The organism is Micromonospora siamensis, from assembly GCF_900090305.1.
GTDB lineage: Bacteria > Actinomycetota > Actinomycetes > Mycobacteriales > Micromonosporaceae > Micromonospora > Micromonospora siamensis.
On the sequence record NZ_LT607751.1, the window covers coordinates 2,213,781 to 2,230,402 of the forward strand.

Annotated in this window: 13 protein-coding genes and 1 pseudogene; 9 read left to right on the forward strand and 5 right to left on the reverse strand. The window is 72.4% G+C overall.

The features are described 5' to 3' along the window. Positions 1 to 83: 83 nt before the first annotated feature. Together pyrH and frr are read left to right on the forward strand one after the other, a co-directional pair. Positions 84 to 851 carry a UMP kinase gene (gene pyrH, locus GA0074704_RS10225; protein WP_088970281.1) on the forward strand — a complete coding sequence of 256 codons (768 nt, stop codon included), beginning with the start codon at positions 84 to 86 and terminating at the stop codon, positions 849 to 851. Between the two features lie 90 nt (positions 852 to 941). Then, positions 942 to 1,499: a ribosome recycling factor gene (gene frr, locus GA0074704_RS10230; protein WP_088970282.1), complete on the forward strand. Its 558-nt coding sequence runs from the start codon at positions 942 to 944 to the stop codon at positions 1,497 to 1,499. Positions 1,500 to 1,564: 65 nt separating this feature from the next. Here the strand turns inward: frr and GA0074704_RS10235 are convergent, their stop codons facing one another. Further along, positions 1,565 to 2,008, reverse strand: a complete 444-nt coding sequence (locus tag GA0074704_RS10235; protein WP_088970283.1) for a hypothetical protein — start codon at positions 2,006 to 2,008, stop codon at positions 1,565 to 1,567. Positions 2,009 to 2,332: 324 nt separating this feature from the next. Between GA0074704_RS10235 and GA0074704_RS10240 the strand changes: the two genes are divergently transcribed. The 3 genes from GA0074704_RS10240 (at position 2,333) to GA0074704_RS10250 (ending at position 6,247) form a co-directional block, all read left to right on the forward strand. After that, on the forward strand, positions 2,333 to 3,769 hold the full coding sequence (locus GA0074704_RS10240) for a phosphatidate cytidylyltransferase (protein WP_088970284.1): 1,437 nt from the start codon (positions 2,333 to 2,335) through the stop codon (positions 3,767 to 3,769). 104 nt (positions 3,770 to 3,873) lie between these two features. Then, a complete protein-coding gene (gene rlmN, locus GA0074704_RS10245; RefSeq protein ID WP_088970285.1) occupies positions 3,874 to 5,022 on the forward strand; it encodes a 23S rRNA (adenine(2503)-C(2))-methyltransferase RlmN in 1,149 nt (382 codons plus the stop codon). 31 nt (positions 5,023 to 5,053) lie between these two features. Beyond that, complete coding sequence (locus GA0074704_RS10250) at positions 5,054 to 6,247, forward strand: DivIVA domain-containing protein (RefSeq protein ID WP_088970286.1); 1,194 nt, start codon at positions 5,054 to 5,056, stop codon at positions 6,245 to 6,247. 67 nt (positions 6,248 to 6,314) lie between these two features. Here GA0074704_RS10250 and GA0074704_RS10255 read toward each other — a convergent pair whose 3' ends face one another. Continuing rightward, positions 6,315 to 6,536 (reverse strand): DUF2631 domain-containing protein, encoded by a 222-nt coding sequence (locus GA0074704_RS10255; RefSeq protein ID WP_088970287.1) that lies wholly within the window; start codon positions 6,534 to 6,536, stop codon positions 6,315 to 6,317. Between the two features lie 90 nt (positions 6,537 to 6,626). Between GA0074704_RS10255 and GA0074704_RS10260 the strand changes: the two genes are divergently transcribed. The 3 genes from GA0074704_RS10260 (at position 6,627) to GA0074704_RS10270 (ending at position 9,937) form a co-directional block, all read left to right on the forward strand. Then, complete coding sequence (locus GA0074704_RS10260; protein ID WP_088970288.1) at positions 6,627 to 7,484, forward strand: tetratricopeptide repeat protein; 858 nt, start codon at positions 6,627 to 6,629, stop codon at positions 7,482 to 7,484. A gap of 127 nt (positions 7,485 to 7,611) precedes the next feature. Beyond that, positions 7,612 to 9,192: a Rieske 2Fe-2S domain-containing protein gene (locus GA0074704_RS10265; RefSeq protein WP_088970289.1), complete on the forward strand. Its 1,581-nt coding sequence runs from the start codon at positions 7,612 to 7,614 to the stop codon at positions 9,190 to 9,192. Positions 9,193 to 9,298: 106 nt separating this feature from the next. Next, positions 9,299 to 9,937 (forward strand): TMEM175 family protein, encoded by a 639-nt coding sequence (locus GA0074704_RS10270; RefSeq protein WP_088973580.1) that lies wholly within the window; start codon positions 9,299 to 9,301, stop codon positions 9,935 to 9,937. Positions 9,938 to 9,941: 4 nt separating this feature from the next. Here GA0074704_RS10270 and GA0074704_RS10275 read toward each other — a convergent pair whose 3' ends face one another. Continuing rightward, complete coding sequence (locus tag GA0074704_RS10275; RefSeq protein WP_088970290.1) at positions 9,942 to 11,543, reverse strand: phytoene desaturase family protein; 1,602 nt, start codon at positions 11,541 to 11,543, stop codon at positions 9,942 to 9,944. A gap of 28 nt (positions 11,544 to 11,571) precedes the next feature. After that, a complete protein-coding gene (locus GA0074704_RS10280; RefSeq protein ID WP_088970291.1) occupies positions 11,572 to 12,414 on the reverse strand; it encodes a YhjD/YihY/BrkB family envelope integrity protein in 843 nt (280 codons plus the stop codon). Positions 12,415 to 12,465: 51 nt separating this feature from the next. On the opposite strand from GA0074704_RS10280, the gene GA0074704_RS10285 reads away from it, so the two are divergent. Continuing rightward, on the forward strand, positions 12,466 to 13,011 hold the full coding sequence (locus GA0074704_RS10285) for a GNAT family N-acetyltransferase (RefSeq protein WP_088970292.1): 546 nt from the start codon (positions 12,466 to 12,468) through the stop codon (positions 13,009 to 13,011). Positions 13,012 to 13,109: 98 nt separating this feature from the next. Here GA0074704_RS10285 and GA0074704_RS10290 read toward each other — a convergent pair. After that, positions 13,110 to 16,210: pseudogene (locus GA0074704_RS10290) on the reverse strand (DNRLRE domain-containing protein). Between the last annotated feature and the right edge of the window lie 412 nt (positions 16,211 to 16,622).

Sequence of the window (16,622 nt, forward strand, 5' to 3'; positions counted from 1 at the left end):
GCGGCCTCCTCGTCACATAGGGTCAGCAGCGGCAGTTTCGCAGTACGCGACGCACGTGAGGCGCGCGAGGGAAGGGCGGGCGGATGACGCAGGTTGTGAGTGACCGGAGCCTGGCAGCGGACGATCCCACGGCGCCACCGCCGGGGCGGTCCCGCCGGGTGGTGCTGAAGCTCTCCGGCGAGGTCTTCGGTGGCGGCGCGATCGGCGTCGACCCGGACGTCGTCCAGGCCATCGCCCGGCAGATCGCCACCGTGGTACGCCGCGGCGTGCAGGTCTCCGTGGTCGTCGGCGGTGGCAACTTCTTCCGCGGCGCGGAGCTGCAGAAGCGCGGGATGGACCGGGCCCGGGCCGACTACATGGGCATGCTGGGCACCGTGATGAACTGCCTCGCCCTCCAGGACTTCCTGGAGAAGGAGGGCATCGAGACCCGGGTGCAGAGCGCGATCACCATGGCGCAGGTCGCCGAGCCGTACATCCCGCTGCGGGCCATCCGGCACCTGGAGAAGGGCCGTGTGGTCATCTTCGGCGCCGGCGCCGGCATGCCGTACTTCTCCACCGACACGGTGGCCGCCCAGCGCGCGCTGGAGATCCACGCCGACGTGGTGCTGATGAGCAAGAACGGGGTGGACGGGGTCTACACCGCCGACCCCCGGATCGACCCCTCCGCGAGCAAGTTCGACTCGATCACCTTCTCCGAGGTGCTGCGCCGCAACCTGCGGGTCGCCGACGCCGCCGCCTTCAGCCTCTGCATGGAGAACGGCCTGCCGATGCTGGTCTTCGGCGCGCAGGGCGACGACACGATCATCCGCGCCGTGGGTGGCGACAGGATCGGCACCTTGATCACCGCCTGAGCCGGCCGGCGGGTGTGCCCGCCGACGACCGCAGCGGTCCTCCGACACGACAGCAGAGCCCAACGAGCACAGAAGGAGGCGAGGAGACCGGTGATCGACGACACCCTCCTCGAGGCCGAGGAGAAGATGGAGCGTGCGGTCGAGCACGCCAAGGAGGAGTTCGGCGCCATCCGCACCGGTCGCGCCAACGCCGCCATGTTCTCCAAGGTCATCATCGACTACTACGGCACGCCGACCCCGCTGCCGCAGATGGCCTCCATCGCGGTCCCCGAGCCGCGCATGGTGATCATCAAGCCGTACGACAACTCGCAGATCAACGCCATGGAGAAGGCGATCCGCGACTCCGACCTCGGCGCGAACCCGAACAACGAGGGCAACCAGCTGCGCCTGCTGCTCCCGCAGATGACCGAGGAGCGCCGCCGCGAGATGATCAAGGTGGCCCGGCACAAGGGTGAGGAGGCCAAGGTGGCCATCCGCAACATCCGCCGCAAGGGCAAGGAAGAGCTGGACCGGATCGTCAAGGACGGCGAGGCCGGCGAGGACGAGGGTCGCCGCGCCGAGAAGGAACTCGACGACCTGACCCAGAAGTACGTCGCCCACGTCGACGAGCTGGTCAAGCACAAGGAGTCCGAGCTGCTCGAGGTCTGAGCCGTTCGACACGACGTCACCGCAGAGGCCCGTCCCCGTACGTCGGGGGCGGGCCTCCGCGTCGCTCAGCCCGGAATCCGGACGGTGGCGGCGGCCTCGGCCAGCACCGATCCGTCGGTGTTGCTGTGCAGCTGGAACCAGACCCGCGCCCGGCCCGGGTGCAGGACCGGGTCCTCCCGGTAGAACGGCATCGCCGCGGCGCCGGTGCCGCCCTCGCAGAGCACCTCACCGGCCCCCCGCGCGGTGGTGGCCCACTCGGTGGGCAGCCCGTCCTGCTCCAGCGTCGCCGACAGCCAGTAGCTGCCGTCCGGGCAGTTGCGCACCAGACCCTGGACGAGAGTCGCCGGGTACGTCGGCCCGCCGCCCTCGAAGCTGGGGTCGTACGGGTACAGCGCGCCCGCCCGGTGCGCGATCCGGATGGTGGTGTCCGCTCCGCCGGCGACCGCTGGCGAGCCCACGCCCAGCACGGCGACGGCCACCGTCAGCAGGACCAGCCTCGTTCTGCCCATGTCCGCTCCCTTCCCGCCGCCGGCCGGTGTGCCGGCGTCCCGGTCAGCCGACCATCGGGGGTGCTGGCGGACATCCACCGTTCGGCCGGCCGGTCCGTCGGGTAGCGGACCGAGGCGGGTCGCGGCCCGGGCGGGGTCCCTCGTCCGCCGTGTCCGGCTGGCGGGTGCAGTAGGCTCGGCACGATTCCCGACCATCCACGAAGTGAACGGCGGGGATCGGCCGGCCGTCGGGCCGGTCAACCGGACGGAACAGTCGCGCCAGTAGGGGATGGTCTTGGTCTTGCGTCATGCGGTGGAACTCGTACCGAGCCTCTTCGGTGCGTGATGTCCCACCTCGACCCCTACGGCGCCGCGGAGCGCGGCTGGGACCGGCCGGAGCAGCCGGGGGCCCTGCCCTGGCCCGAGCGGGACATCGAGCCCGGCCCGGCCACCCGGCGTCCCGGCGCCGGACCTGAGCTGTACGCCGAGCCGTACGCCCGACCCGACCGGTACGCCGAGCCGCCCTACGAGCGCCGTGGCAGCCGCTACGACGACCGCCCCGCGCGCGAGCCCGGACGGGCGGGGGAGCACCCCCGGTCCGGCCCCGGGCAGCCCTGGCCGGGCCACCGCCCCGAGCCGCCGTACCGGGACGATCCGGCTGACCGGGACGATCCGGCCTACCGCGACGAGCCGGTGGAGCGGGCCGGGCGCGGCGGGGTTCCCTGGCCGGACGAGCAGCGCCCCGGGCACCTCGGGCGGCAGCCCGACGACGAGTACCCGACCGCCCAGTTCGCGCCGGTCCCCGGCGAGCCGCCGATCCCGGCCGAGCCGCCGCTGTCCGGTGCGCCGTCGACCCCCGGCGATCCGACGACCGCCGACGCGGAGCCGGAGCAGCCGTCCGGCCGGCGGCAGCGGGGCCGGCGCCGGGCCAGCGCGGACCGGCCGGCGACCCAGCAGGCCGTGCCGAGCCGGGCCGGGCGCAACCTGCCGGCGGCCATCGCCGTGGGCGTGGGGCTGGGCGCGGCCATCGTGGTGCCGCTCTTCCTCTACCCGCCCGCCTTCCTGGCCGTGGTGGTCGTGGCCGTCGCCGTGGGCACCTGGGAGATGGCCCGGGCGGTACGCCGCAGCGGCGCCCACCCGCCGCTGGTGCCGCTGATCGCCGGTGGCGTGCTGACCGTGGGGCTGGCCTGGTGGGCCGGCCCGGACGCGTTGAGTCTCGGGCTCCTGGTCACCGTGCTGGGCACGATGATCTGGCGGCTGGGTGACGGCCCGGCCGGCTTCCAGCGGGACCTGACCGCCGCCACCCTGATCGCGGTGTACGTGCCCTTCCTGGCCGGGTTCGCCGCGATGCTGGCGGCGGCCCCCGACGACGGCCCGTGGCGGGTGCTGGTGACCCTGGTGGCGGTGGTGCTCTCCGACACCGGCGGGTACGCGGCCGGCGTCACGTTCGGTAAGCACCCGATGGCGCCGTCGATCAGCCCGAAGAAGTCCTGGGAGGGCTTCGCCGGCTCGGTGACGGCGGCGGCGGTGGGCAGTGCCGTGCTGATCTGGCAGCTCTTCGACGTGGCCCCCTGGTGGGGCGCGGTGTTCGGGGTGGCGGTATCCGGCGCGGCGGTGCTCGGTGACCTCGCCGAGTCGATGATCAAGCGGGACCTGGGCGTGAAGGACATGAGCAACCTGCTGCCGGGGCACGGTGGCCTGATGGACCGGCTGGACTCGGTGCTGTTCGCCGTGCCGACGGCGTACCTGCTCCTGGCGGTCTTCGTGCCGGTGGTGGGCTGAGGGATGAATCACGCCGGTACGCCCGGGTCATTCGTCTGGTGGGAGCCGATTCGGCCCCTCCGGAGGGGTGCGTTCCGGCGGCGGCGTGACAGACTGGATCCGCCATGACGAGCCTGCCACTGATCCCCGTAGACCCCGACGCCCCCGGACGCCGGCCCAAGATGCCTCCCCGCCACCTCGCCGACCTGGACCTGTCCGCCCGGCAGGAGCTGGTCACCGAGCTGGGAGAGCCGGGCTTCCGGGCCAAGCAGGTCTCCAACCACTACTTCGGCCGGCTGGTCCGGGACCCCGCGCTGATGACCGACCTGCCAGCGGCGACCCGGGAGCGGCTCGCCGGGTCGATGCTGCCCCAGCTGCTCACCCCGGTCCGCGAGCTGGCCTGCGACGACGGGGCGACCCGCAAGGCGCTCTGGCGGCTGCACGACGGCTCGCTGGTGGAGAGCGTGCTGATGGGCTACCCGGACCGGGTCACCGTCTGCATCTCCAGCCAGGCCGGCTGCGGCATGGCCTGCCCGTTCTGCGCCACCGGCCAGGCCGGCCTGACCCGTAACCTCTCCACCGCCGAGATCGTCGACCAGGCCGTCTACCTGGCCGGGGTGGCCGCCTCCGGGGCGGTGGCCGGCTCGCCGCCGCGGCTGTCGCACGTGGTGTTCATGGGCATGGGCGAGCCGCTGGCCAACTACGCCCGGGTGGTGGCCGCCATACGCCGGCTGGTCGCCCCGGCGCCGGAGGGGCTGGGCCTGTCCCAGCGGCACATCACCGTTTCCACGGTGGGGCTGGTGCCGGCCATCCGCCGACTGGCCAGCGAAGACCTCTCGGTGACCCTTGCGCTGTCGTTGCACGCGCCCGATGATGATCTGCGCGACGAACTGGTGCCGGTCAACCAGCGCTGGAAGGTGTCCGAGGTGCTGGACGCGGCCTGGGACTACGCGGCCCGGACGGGGCGTCGTGTGTCGATCGAGTACGCGATGATCAAGGACGTCAACGACCAGCCGTGGCGGGCCGACCTGCTGGGTCGGCTGCTGGCCGGCAAGCTGACCCACGTTAACCTCATCCCGCTCAATCCGACCCCGGGCAGTCGTTGGGACGCCAGCCCGAAGCCGGTCGAGCGGGAGTTCGTCCGGCGGTTGCGCGCCGCCGGTGTCTCGACGACCGTGCGGGACACCCGGGGGCGCGAGATCGACGGCGCGTGTGGGCAGCTGGCCGCCGCCCAGGACCAGGACACCGACGTGTCGCGCGAGGCCATGGCGTGACCGGGCGTAGCGAACGAGACCAGGAGACATAGTGGCGAGTCAGGGTCAGCGTTTCCGGCGTAAGGCGCTTCGCCGGGGATACAAGGTCGACGAGGTGGACGCCTTCCTGGACCGGGTGGAGGCGACCCTCGCCGGCCAGCCGGTCGGCGCCCCCGTCGCCTCCCAGGAGGTCCACGACGTCGTCTTCCGGGTCCGCTTCAACGGCTACGACGAGTGGCAGGTCGACCTGCACCTGGATCGCGTGGAGCGGCAGCTGGCCGAGCTGGAGGAGCGCGGTGGCCTCGCCGGCCGCGGCGCCGACCCGCGCAAGATGGACCGGCTGGGCCCGCCGATGCGCGACGACCGGGGCCTGTCGCCCGTGCCGCAGCCGCTGCCGCCGCGCGCCATGCCGGCCCAGGCCGGCCCGCCTGCGGACCGCTACGGCCGGTACGACGAGCCGACCGGCGCCTTCGCCGGCGGGTACGACGCCCCCCGGGGCGGCTACGACGGTCCGCGCGGCCCCGGGCCGATGGGTCCGGGCCCCCAGGTGGGGCACGGCGCCCCGCCGCCGCACCGCGGCCTGCCGTCGGGCCCGGGCGGGTTCGGTCCCGAGGAGCAGTCGCACCGCGGCCTGCCGCCGGGCCCCGGTGGCTTCGGCCAGGACGAGCAGTCGCACCGTGGCCTGCCGCCGGGCCCCGGTGGCTTCGGCCAGGACGACCAGTCGCACCGTGGCCTGCCGCCCGGTCCGGGTGGCTTCGGCCAGGACGAGCAGCGCTTCGACGGCTTCGAGGCCGGCCGGCACGGCCGGGCCGACATGACCGCCGAGATCCGGATGAACGACCGGGAGCTGCGCGACATGCGCGGTCGTGGGCCGGGTGGCCCGCCGTCGCTGCCGCAGCAGGCCGGTGGCCCGCCGTCGATGGCCGCCCCCCAGCACGGTGGCCCGCCGATGGGTGGCCCGCCGATGGTGGGGCCGCCGATGGCCGGCCCGCCCGGCAGCGACCTCTACCGGGTCGACCAGATCCGGCGCCGCTTCCAGGTGCGCCGGTTCGGCAGCGGGTACGACCCGGATCAGGTCGACCGCTTCTTCGAGAGCCTGCTCGGCGGCATGCAGGGGCGCAACCCGATGCCGGTGAACCCGAAGGACCTGGACACGCTCCGCTTCGGGCTGGTGCCGGGTGGCTACTTCGAGGCCGAGGTCGACGCCGCGCTCAAGGACGTGCAGGACATCCTCTTCGGCCGCTGAGCCGTACGACGTGACGAGGGCCCACCCCCGGCGGGGGGTGGGCCCTCGTGCGTGTCGGTGCGACGGGTCAGGACCGCAGGCCGTTGCGGCGCAGCACCGCGTCGCCGATGACGATGGCCAGCAGGACCACGGCGATCCCGATCAGCCAGAGGTCCTCGACCTTGCCCTCGTGGTTGCCGCACAGCATCGCCAGCAGCACCAGCGCGGAGAGCACCGCGCCGATCCGGCCGGCCTTCCGGTGCCCGGGCTTGTGCTGATCTGGCGCGGTTACCGGCTCGCTTCCTGCCACTGTCGGTCCTTCCCTCGCGATCGGATCTCCGGTTAGTCTGGCACGCCCCCTGCCAGCCCTGGCGCAGGGTCCGACCTGATGGGGAAACGGATGACCGCCGCAGGGGACCGGGAGCTGCTGAAGACGGCGTACGAGGCGTGGGAGGCGTCCGACTGGGCGGTCGCCGCCCAGTCGTTGGAAGTGCTGCTGCGCCGCCACCCGGACCGGCCCGAGTCGGGGGCCTGGTGGTACGACGCCGCGTTGGCGCACAAGTTCCTCGGCAACTGGTCGAAGGCGTACGAGTTCGGTGTGCAGGCGGCGGCGCGAGCGGAACGGGGAGCCGAGGAGCCGGCCTTCTGGAACCTCGGCATCGCGGCCACGATCCTGGAGGACTGGGCCGTGGCCAGGGACGCCTGGCAGGGCTACGGGCTGTCACTACCGGACGGCGAGGGGGAGATCCTCGCCGACTTCGGGCCCACCCCGATCCGGCTCTCCAACGGCGAGGTGGTCTGGGCGCGTCGGCTCTGCCCCACCCGGGCGCGGGTCCTGAACGTTCCGACGGTGGAGTCCGGCCGACGGTTCGGTGAGGTGGTCGTGCACGACGGGGCGCCCAACGGGGAGCGGGTCGTGGCGGGGCGGACGTTCCCGGTCTTCGACGAGTTGGTCCTGTTCCGCGCGTCCGACCTGCCGACGACGACGGTCCAGGTGGTCGCCGGGACGCCGGAGGACGTCCGCGCGCTGGCGGAGCTCTTCGACGGGCACGGGTACGCCGCCGAGCCGGCCAGCGGGACCCGCGTCATCTGCGCGTGTTGCAGTGAGGGTGGGGTGCATCAGGACCGGGACCATCAGGTCTCCGGCGGGCAGGCGGTGCACGTCGCGGCGCCGCCCGCCGAGGTGGCCTCGCTGATGGACGCCTGGTCCGCCGAGGCGCCGCAGCGGCGGAGCTGGACCGGCCCGGCCCCGGCCTGACCCATCGGGTCCTTGGGCCCCTCTTCGGGCGGGCCCAGCGGCACTACCGGCGTCGCGGGGCGGTGGCCAGACTGCCTCCGGTAGCGTCTTGACGTACACCTTGATTGTCGTTTTGAGGGGGACTGCGGTGCGAGTGACCGGTACGGGACATGCCAGCATGCGGATCGACACGGCCGCGGGCAGCATCCTGTGCGACCCGTGGGTCAATCCCGCCTACTTCGCCTCCTGGTTCCCCTTCCCCGACAACTCCCTGCTCGACTGGGAGACGCTCGGCCAAGTCGACTACCTGTACGTGTCGCACCTGCACCGGGACCACTTCGACGCGAAGCACCTGCGGGACTTCGTCTCCAAGGACGCCACCGTCCTGCTCCCCGAGTTCCCCACCTCGGAGATGGAGGACGAGCTGCGGGAGCTGGGCTTCACGAAGTTCCTGAAGGCGCCGAACGAGCAGGTCGTGGAGCTGCCCGGCGGGCTGAAGATCATGATCCAGGCGTTGACCAGCCCGACCGACGGCCCGATCGGCGACTCCTCGCTCTGGGTGGAGTACGACGGCGTCCGGCTGCTCAACCAGAACGACGCCCGCCCGACCGACCTGACGGTCTTCGCCGAGCTGGGCCACGTGCACGCGCACCTGCTCCAGTTCTCCGGCGCGATCTGGTACCCGATGGTCTACGAGCTGCCGCAGTCGGCGAAGACCGCGTTCGGCAAGCAGAAGCGGGAGCGGCAGTTCGACCGGACCTGGCGCTACATCGACGACCTGAAGGCCGACCACGTCTTCCCGATCGCCGGCCCGCCGTGCTTCCTCGACGACGAGTTGTGGCAGTTCAACGACATCTTCGGCGACGAGGGGAACATCTTCCCCGACCAGTCGGTGTTCCTGTCGGAGTACGCGAAGGTCGGTGGCACCAACGGCATCGTGCTGCTGCCCGGCAGCGTCGCCGAGGTGACCACCTCCGGCGCGACCACCACCCACCCACAGCCGGTGGAGGAGTTCTTCGCCAACAAGAAGGCCCACCTGGAGGAGATGCGGGAGCGCAAGCGCGGCGTCATCGAGGCCGAGAAGGCGTCCTGGCGGCATCCCGAGATCGACGTGCTGGGCGAGATGAAGCGGCGGATCGAGCCGCTGCTCGACGAGTCGATCTACCTGGCCAAGGGGGTCGGCGGCCCGGTCCGCTTCGACCTGGTCGGCTACGACGGCGAGAGCGTTGAATCCATCGTGGTGGACTTCCCGGGCAAGGAGGTGCGCCCGTACGCGGACGAGAAGGTCCGCTACCGGTTCCGTACCGAGCGGGCGCTGGTCGAGCACCTGCTGCACATCGGCGAGATCGACTGGGTCAACTCGCTCTTCCTGTCCTGCCGTTTCTCCGCCGCCCGGATCGGCCAGTACAACGAGTTCGTCTACGCCTTCTTCAAGTGCCTCTCCGAGGAGCGCCTCCAGTACGCCGAGGGCTGGTACGACGAGCACGAGCGGGCCGTCGACGCCGAGGACATCACGCTGGACGGCTGGGTGGTGCAGCGCCGCTGCCCGCACCTGAAGGCCGACCTGAGCCGGTTCGGCATCGTCGACGGCGACCAGCTCACCTGTCAGCTGCACGGCTGGAAGTTCGACCTGCCCAGCGGCCGTTGCCTGACCAGCGTGGGGCACAAGGTCCGGGCGCACCGGGTCGACGCGGAGACCCCGGCCCCGGCCGGGGAGGCGCTCAGCTAGTTTCCCCCCGCACGCCGCCCCCGCCGGGTGACCATGAGGTCGGAAGGGGGGCGGCGTGACGGGTGCGGACAGGGAACCGGGCTACCGCTTCGGGCGCAGCCGGGAGATGGCCCGGGACGCCTCGCGGGTGGAGGCGTTCAGCGACGCGGTGATCGCCATCGTGCTGACGCTGATGGCGGTGGAGCTGCTCCAGTTCTCCCCGGACGCCCCGGACGGGCACGGGCTGGCGGCCGCCCTGGGCCACGAGTGGCGGGCCTACCTGGCGTACGTGATCACGTTCGCGATCGTCGGCCAGGTCTGGCTCACCCACCACAACATGTGGCGGTACGTCTGCCAGGTCGACCAGATGTTACTGGTGTTGAACCTGCTGCTGCTGATGTTCGTGGCGGCCATCCCGTTCACCGCGAACCTGCTGTCGGACAACCTGCGCGGCTCGACCGGCGACCAGCGGCTGACCGCGGCGCTCTATGTCGGCACGGTGCTCGGTGAGGCGCTCTTCTTCAACCTGAGCTGGTGGTGGGCACGCCGGCGCGGCCTGCTGCATCCGGACCTGGATCCGCGGCTCGCGAAGGCGGTGGCCCGTCGGTTCCTGCTCGGGCCGCTGCTCTACCTGCTGGCCTTCGCGGTGGTCTTCATCGACCCGATCCTGAGCCTGCTGGCGTACCTGCTGCTGGTGGCGCTCTATCTGATCCGCGGCCCCGGCGACCTCCCGCGTGCGGGGCGGGAGGCCGCCGAGCCGGGGTGAGCACCTACCGACCCAGGTCGGCGAGGATGCGGCGGGCGGCGTTGTGCCCGGCCGCGCCGATCACGCTGCCGGCCGGGTGGCAGCCGGCGCTGCCCGCGTACACGCCGTCGACGCCGGTGGCGTACGGCATCCGGTCGGTGAACGAGACGGTGTTGTCGACGTGGTGGATGTGCCCCCCGGTGATGCCGAAGTGCGCCTCGATCCCGGGCGGGGGCAGCGGCACGGCGTCGGCGATCAACCCGGCGGTGCCGGGGGCGTACCGCTCGCAGATGGCGATCAGCTTGTCGACGTAGCCGGGCAGCGCGGCGTCCCAGGTCGTGTCGGCCAGCTCGTAGGGCACCGACTGGACGAACAGCGCCGACGAGTGGTGGCCGGCGTCGTCGGACAGTGACGGGTCGACGGTGGTGTGCAGGTACCACTCGATGGTCGGTTCCTCGGGCAGCCGGCCGGCCTGCACGTCGGCCCACATGGCGCGCAGCGCCGCCATCGGCGACTCGCCCCCGCCGTCGACCAGCGAGGACGAGCCGGGGAGCAGGTGGATGGTGGACCCGAACGGGCTGGGCGCGTCCGCCGGCAGGCAGGAGAAGCGGGGGAGCCCGGTCAGCGCCAGGTTGAGCTTGAGGGTGGTGCCGGGGCGGCGGACCGCCGCCATCCGCTCGCCGAGCGGCGCCGGCAGCGCGCCGTCGGGCAGCAGGTCCATCAGCCGGTACGGGTCGCAGGCCCCGAGCACCACGTCCGCGGCGACCTGCCGGCCGTCGGCGAGCACCACCCCGGAGGCGGCCCCGCCGTCGAGGGTGATCGCGGTGACCGGTGCGCCGGTCAGGATGCGGGCCCCGGCTGCCCGGGCCGCGTCGGCGAAGGTGCGCGACACGGTACCCATGCCACCCCGGGCGATCATCCAGGTGCCGTCCGCGCCGGGCAGCCGGCACATGTTGTGCACCAGGAAGTTGTGCCCGGTACCCGGGTCGTCCGGGCCGGCGTTGAGGCCGGACAGGCCGTCGGTGACGGCGTACATGCTGACCAGCAGCTCGGAGCGGAAGTCGAAGCGGGCCAGGTGGTCGGCGACGGAGCCGCGGACCAGGTCGACGAAGACCTGGCGCAGCGCCGGGCGGACGTACCGTTGCGCGGTCTCCTCGACCGGCAGCGGCTCGGCCAGCCAGGCGGGCGCCAGGTCCGCGCGGAGCTGGGCCAGCTCGGCCTGGAGCGCGTCGTCGGCGGCCACGTCCGCGGGGGAGAACATCTCGGTGAGCTGCCGCCGGGTGGCCGCGGTGTCGCTGCCGAACAGCAGGTACGGTGCGCCGGGCCCGCCCGGGGTGGGCAGGAAGTAGTGCGGGTCGCGGCGCAGCACCGGGATGTCCACGTCGAGGGTGGCGAGCAGCTCCGGCGGCATCAGCCCGAGCAGGTACGACCCGGTGGAGTGCCGCAGCCCGGGCACCTTCGGGAACGGGTTCTCGGTGCGGGTCGCCCCGCCGATCACCTCGGCGGCCTCCAGCACCAGCACGTCGAGACCGGCCCGGGCCAGCAGGATCGCCGACACCAACCCGTTGTGCCCGGACCCGACGATCACCACGTCGGCGCGGGACGGCAGCTCACCAACATCACTCATACCCGCGCACCCTAGTGCGGCGGGCCGCTCACCGGGAGGGGGCGGCGCGCTGGGCACGCCAGCGGGACAGCGCCAGGGTGGCGGAGTAGCCGGCCAGGACGATCACGTGGAAAAGGTAGAGCCAGAGCAGCACGGCCACCCCCGCGCCGATCTCGTCGAAGCCGCCGAACGGCACCCCGAGATCCAGCGGCAGCGAGCAGAACAGCACGAAACCGTGCACGAAGCCGGACAGGTTCGCGGCCGTGAACGAGCCCATGCCCAGGGTCGACAGCCAGTCCGGCGAGGCGGGCCCGACCACCCGGAACACCCACATCAGCACCGGGGTGAGCACCAGCCACACCCCCAGGAACGACAGCACGATGCCCAGCGCCGTCACCCAGCCGCCCTGCTGGACCAGCCGGGTGGTCAGCGGCAGCGCGATCAGGATCGACAGCAGCAGCGCGGGGGCCGGCGCGAGCAGGGGGAGCAGCAGCAGCCGGCCGCGCCAGCCGACCAGCGCCCCGGACTCGCCGCGCGGCTCGGCCACCGAGACGAACGCCCGGCGCAGGCCCTCGCCGTAGAGCGACGCCGGCAGCAGGGACGCCAGCGCCAGCAGCGGGGTCAGCCCCAGACCGGCCTCGACCAGCGCGGCCACCGCCCGGTTGGCGCCGATGTCGGTGGGCAGGGTGTCGATGGCGTACGACGTGAGCCGGCGGACGTGGTCGTCACCGGCGATCAGCCCGGTCATCCAGATGGCCAGCAGCGCGACCGGAACCACGGCGATCGCCCCGTAGAAGGTGATCGCGGCGGCGTGCAGCGACAGGTCCCGACCGCGTACCGGCCGGAACGCCGCGCTGGTGATCCGCTTCGCCCGATGCCACCCTGCTCCCATCGCGATCTCCTTCCCCCTGCGGGAGCCCGGTACGCATTACGATCCCGCGACATGACCGTCTTCACCACCGAACGGCTGCTCGTCCGGAACTGGACCGACTCCCCGGCGGACCTGGGACGGCTGCACGAGATCTACTCCCGGCCGGAGGTGGCCCGGTTCCTGACCGTGCCGTGGCTGCCGCTGACCGGCCCGGACCGGGCCGCCGGCCTGCTGGCCCGGTGGCGGGCCCGGCACGCCGACCACGGCGACCGGTACGGCACCTGGGCGATCGAGCGGCGGGACGGCGGCGGGGTGGTCGGCACGCTGCTGCTCAAGCCGCTGCCCGGCCGGGACGAGGACGCGCTGACCGGCGACATCGAGGTGGGCTGGCACCTGCACCCGGAGTGCTGGGGGCACGGCTACGCCACCGAGGCGGCCCGCCCGGCGCTGGAGCGGGAGCTGGCCCTGGGCACGCCGGAGGTGTTCGCGGTGGTGTCGCCGGAGAACGCGGCGTCGATGGCGGTCGCGCGGCGCCTCGGCATGACCCACCTGGGCCGGCGCACCGACTGGTACGGCGGCGAGGAGTTGGAGACGTTCGTCCGGACCGCGCCGGCCTGACCGGCCGCCCCGGCTCTCGGTCGCGACCGACCGGGAACCGGGACGACAACGACGGGCCCGCACCGGGAAGGTGCGGGCCCGTCGTGGTGTGCCGACTGTCAGCCGAACGCCTTGACCGAGTTCCAGTTGTCGCCCAGGACGACCTTCACCGGGGCGTTGGTGTTGGTGGTCGACGGGTGGTAGATCCGCATCGCCCCGTCCGACGCGAACCGGGCCCAGATGTCCGGCACCCGGTCCCCGTTCACGTCGGGGATGCCGATGACCGCGTTGACGTTCGCCTCGGTCCAGCTGCTGCCATAGGAGATGTCACCGCTGCGGGAGGCGGCGGCCGACTTGAGCGAGTCGAGGCTGACGCTGCCCGCCACCGTCCCCGGCTTGCCGTGGCGGATGTAGAAGGTGCCGGCGTCCAGGTTGCGCCAGAGCATGTCCGGCGTGCCGTCGAGGTCGACGTCGGCCACGTTGACGATCTCCCGGCGGGCCCAGGCGGTGCCCTCCATCAGGGTGGCCTCCTGGAAGCTGCCGCCGGTGTAGCCGCTGAGTACCCAGAACGCCGTGCCGGCCCGCAGGATGACGTCGGGGTGCTTGTCGCCGGTGATGTCCCCGATCGCCTTGAGCTGGATCCAGGTGGCCGGGTCGGGCGCATTCGCCGGCAGGATGACCCGCAGCCGCTTGTCGACGTTGAAGCTGCCGTACCCGTCACCCGGGTAGAGCCAGAAGCCGCCGTCGGGGGTGCGGGCGAACAGGTCGGTGGACCCGTCACCCGGGTACGCGTCCGCGAACTTGGCGATCAGGGCCGCCTTGCCGGAGGCGGGGTCGTACCAGTGTCCGGCAGGGTTCAGCGTGCCCTTGTCGTCGTACGAGGCGGTCTGCCACGCGTACAGCTCGCCGTCGACGTCACCGGCGTAGTTGCGCAGCCTGCCGGTGGAGTCGATGAGGAGCAGGTCGACGATGCCGTCGCCGCCGGTGTCACCCGGTGCGTCCGCGGTGTCGCGCGGCGGCACGTAGAAGTAGTAGTCGGTGCGGGCGCTCTTGTTGCCGACCGCGTCGTAGGCGTACACGTGCAGGGTGGTCGGCCCGGCGTGCCGCGGCTTCAGGTCGGGCACGGTGGCGGCGCCGGAGGTGGCGTTGACGTACGTGGTGCCGATGCCCTCGAAGGCGTAGCTGAACTTGGTCGCGCCGGCCGCGGTGAAGGTGATCGCGCCGGTCCCGCCGAACTTCACCGTGGCCCAGGTCGCCCCGTCAGGGGTGGCCTCCAGCCAGACGTTGCTGGTGACGTCGGGTGCCGGCGGCGCGGAGGCGTCGATGGTGAAGCGGCACGGCTCGGTGCCCGCCGGGAAGTACGTGGACACGGCGCCGGAGGTGTCCTCGGAGCGGACGTCCCAGGAGTAGGTCGTCTTGTCGGCCAGGCTGGTCGACGGGATCGTCAGGGTGCCCTTGCCGCTGGTCAGGCTGGTCACCAGCGTGCCGGCGGGCACGGTGCCGCCGGTCGGCCACCAGCGGAAGCGCAGGCCCTTGAGGTTGCCGTCGGCGTCGGTGGCGCTGGCCGACAGGACGATGTTGGTCTTGGCGATGGTGACGCCGTTGCCGGGACCGGGGGTGCAGGCGCCGCCGGGGAGGTGGTGCCGCCGGTGGGCTCGTTGGGCGGCCGGTTGTAGACCACGGAGAGCGCCGCGGAGGAGGCCTTGAACTTGCGCCAGGTGTACTTGTCGGTTTCGGTGGTGGCCCGCAGGCCGAAGGTGAGGGTGGACCAGCCGCCGTTGGCGCCCTGCTGGGCGGCGTTCAGGACGTTGAAGCTCTCGTAGTCGTCGGCGCAGCTGCTGCTGTAGCCGTGGGCGAAGGAGAGCTTCTGCTGCAACGTCGTCCAGCTGGGCTGCTTGTTCCAGGTGGTGCCGGTGGAGATCGCGCCGGTGAGCCAGAGCTGCATCTCCCGGGCCGTGCAGGACCAGGAGTAGTTGTTCAGGATCTTGAAGGTGGCCGAGCTGATCGTGGCGCCCTTGAGGCTGCTGCTGTAGCCCATCCGCCAGAAGGCGCGGGAGGTGCCGCCGGTGTCGGACTCGTAGCCGACCCGGGCGTCGCTGGTGCCGCCGTTGAAGTTGGTGCCGTTCCAGTAGTTGCTGTTCGGGTAGGGCTTGTAGGCGAACGTCCAGCCCGAGTTTCCGCTGTTCAGCGTCGGGTCGAGGAAGAGCGGGAAGGTCACGTCGGTGCGGGTGAGCAGCCCGGTCGCGGCGGCGTCCAGGTGCAGCAGCACGTCGCCGGTGCCGTCGCGGTCCAGGCGGGTGGGCAGCGGCGCCTGGTGGGCGCCGGGCTCGATGCCGCTGAGGCCGGAGAGCTTCAGCACGTCGGCGGGGGTGTCGACGGCGGTGCGGGTCGCGGTGCCGGGTTCGGCGTCGACGTCCCGGCCGGCGGAGTCCCAGGCGAACGGCGTGGGGATCGAGCTGACCTCGCGGCCGGCCCGGTCCAGCGCCCGGACGCCGCCGGTGAGGTCGTCGTGGCGGAAGACCAGCGTCTTCGAGCGAAGCCCGTAGCTGAGCGTCCGGACCGCCTGGAGGGTCTCGGCCGAGCGGTTCTTGACGATCAGCAGCTGCGCGAAGCCGCCGTCCTGGCGGGCGACGACCAGCAGGTCGACCCCGGAGCGGACCTCCGGGTAGAGGGCGCGCGGGCCGTCGAGCACCGGCTCCGGCAGGGCGCCGGGCCAGGTGTACGCGATGGTGTGGCCGGCCACGTCCGCCTCGGCGAGCACGGTCCCGGCACTGCCCGGCGTGGCGGCGGAGCCGCCGGAGAAGCGGACCGGGTGGGGGACGTTGACCGGGCGGACGTCCAGGCCACCGGCGGTCTTCGCGCCCCGGGCGAGGGCGTTGTCGATTTCCTTCCACTGCCCGGTGGCGTCCTTGGCCCGCTGGGGCGTGGCGTGGAACTCGGAGCGCAGCTGCCCGTCGGGGAGCGCCCAGGTGCGGGAGGTGGCGGTGGTCGCCGTGTCCACGAGGACTTCCTTGCCGGTACGGCGGGCGTCGGCCATGGCGATCACCTCGCTCCGCGGCCCCTCGGGCGCCGGCGCGGCGGCGGCGGTTTCGGTCGCCTCGTCGGTCCCGAGCCAGAGCGGCAGCGGGGCGGCGACGAGGGTGGCCAGCGATAGGCCCAGGGTGAGGGTCAGCCTGGTGCGCGTACGCACGAAGGGGCTGAACAGGCGAGGCGCAGTCACGGCGGTCCACTCCCGTTGGGGGCCAGGTGGATGGGAAGGCACAACAGACGGCCCCGGTCGGCTGGCCGAGGGGCAGAACGCGGGCACACGATCGCACGGCGACCCAGCCGTTCGGCTACCCCGTGAACGTTATGAATTCGTTACCCTCCTTTAAGGAGTTACACGGCTGGCGCTCAGATTCCGGGACTCTGTCTGGATTTGGGGACCCTCCAAAAGCGACATGCCGTGATTGGAGGCGGATTGCGGCTCTTGTTGATCTTCGCCGCCTTGTCGACCTAAACCATTTGTGACCGGCATCACTTGTTGCCCAGGTCAACGGCCTCTATCGGCCTTGAGCGCGGGGGCGTACTGACGCACAGTGCTCACGCACGTGCCGCACCTGGCGCATGCCTCTTCGCGGGTTTTCCGCGCC

Bases quoted from the DNA above. Each gene is read 5' to 3' on its own strand.
- GA0074704_RS10240 (WP_088970284.1), top strand. From the start codon at position 2,333: ATGTCCCACCTCGACCCCTACGGCGCCGCGGAGCGCGGCTGGGACCGG.
- GA0074704_RS10235 (WP_088970283.1), bottom strand. From the start codon at position 2,008: ATGGGCAGAACGAGGCTGGTCCTGCTGACGGTGGCCGTCGCCGTGCTG.
- GA0074704_RS10280 (WP_088970291.1), bottom strand. From the start codon at position 12,414: ATGGGAGCAGGGTGGCATCGGGCGAAGCGGATCACCAGCGCGGCGTTC.
- GA0074704_RS10260 (WP_088970288.1), top strand. From the start codon at position 6,627: ATGACCGCCGCAGGGGACCGGGAGCTGCTGAAGACGGCGTACGAGGCG.
- GA0074704_RS10275 (WP_088970290.1), bottom strand. From the start codon at position 11,543: ATGAGTGATGTTGGTGAGCTGCCGTCCCGCGCCGACGTGGTGATCGTC.
- pyrH (WP_088970281.1), top strand. From the start codon at position 84: ATGACGCAGGTTGTGAGTGACCGGAGCCTGGCAGCGGACGATCCCACG.
- GA0074704_RS10285 (WP_088970292.1), top strand. From the start codon at position 12,466: ATGACCGTCTTCACCACCGAACGGCTGCTCGTCCGGAACTGGACCGAC.
- rlmN (WP_088970285.1), top strand. From the start codon at position 3,874: ATGACGAGCCTGCCACTGATCCCCGTAGACCCCGACGCCCCCGGACGC.
- GA0074704_RS10270 (WP_088973580.1), top strand. From the start codon at position 9,299: ATGGCCCGGGACGCCTCGCGGGTGGAGGCGTTCAGCGACGCGGTGATC.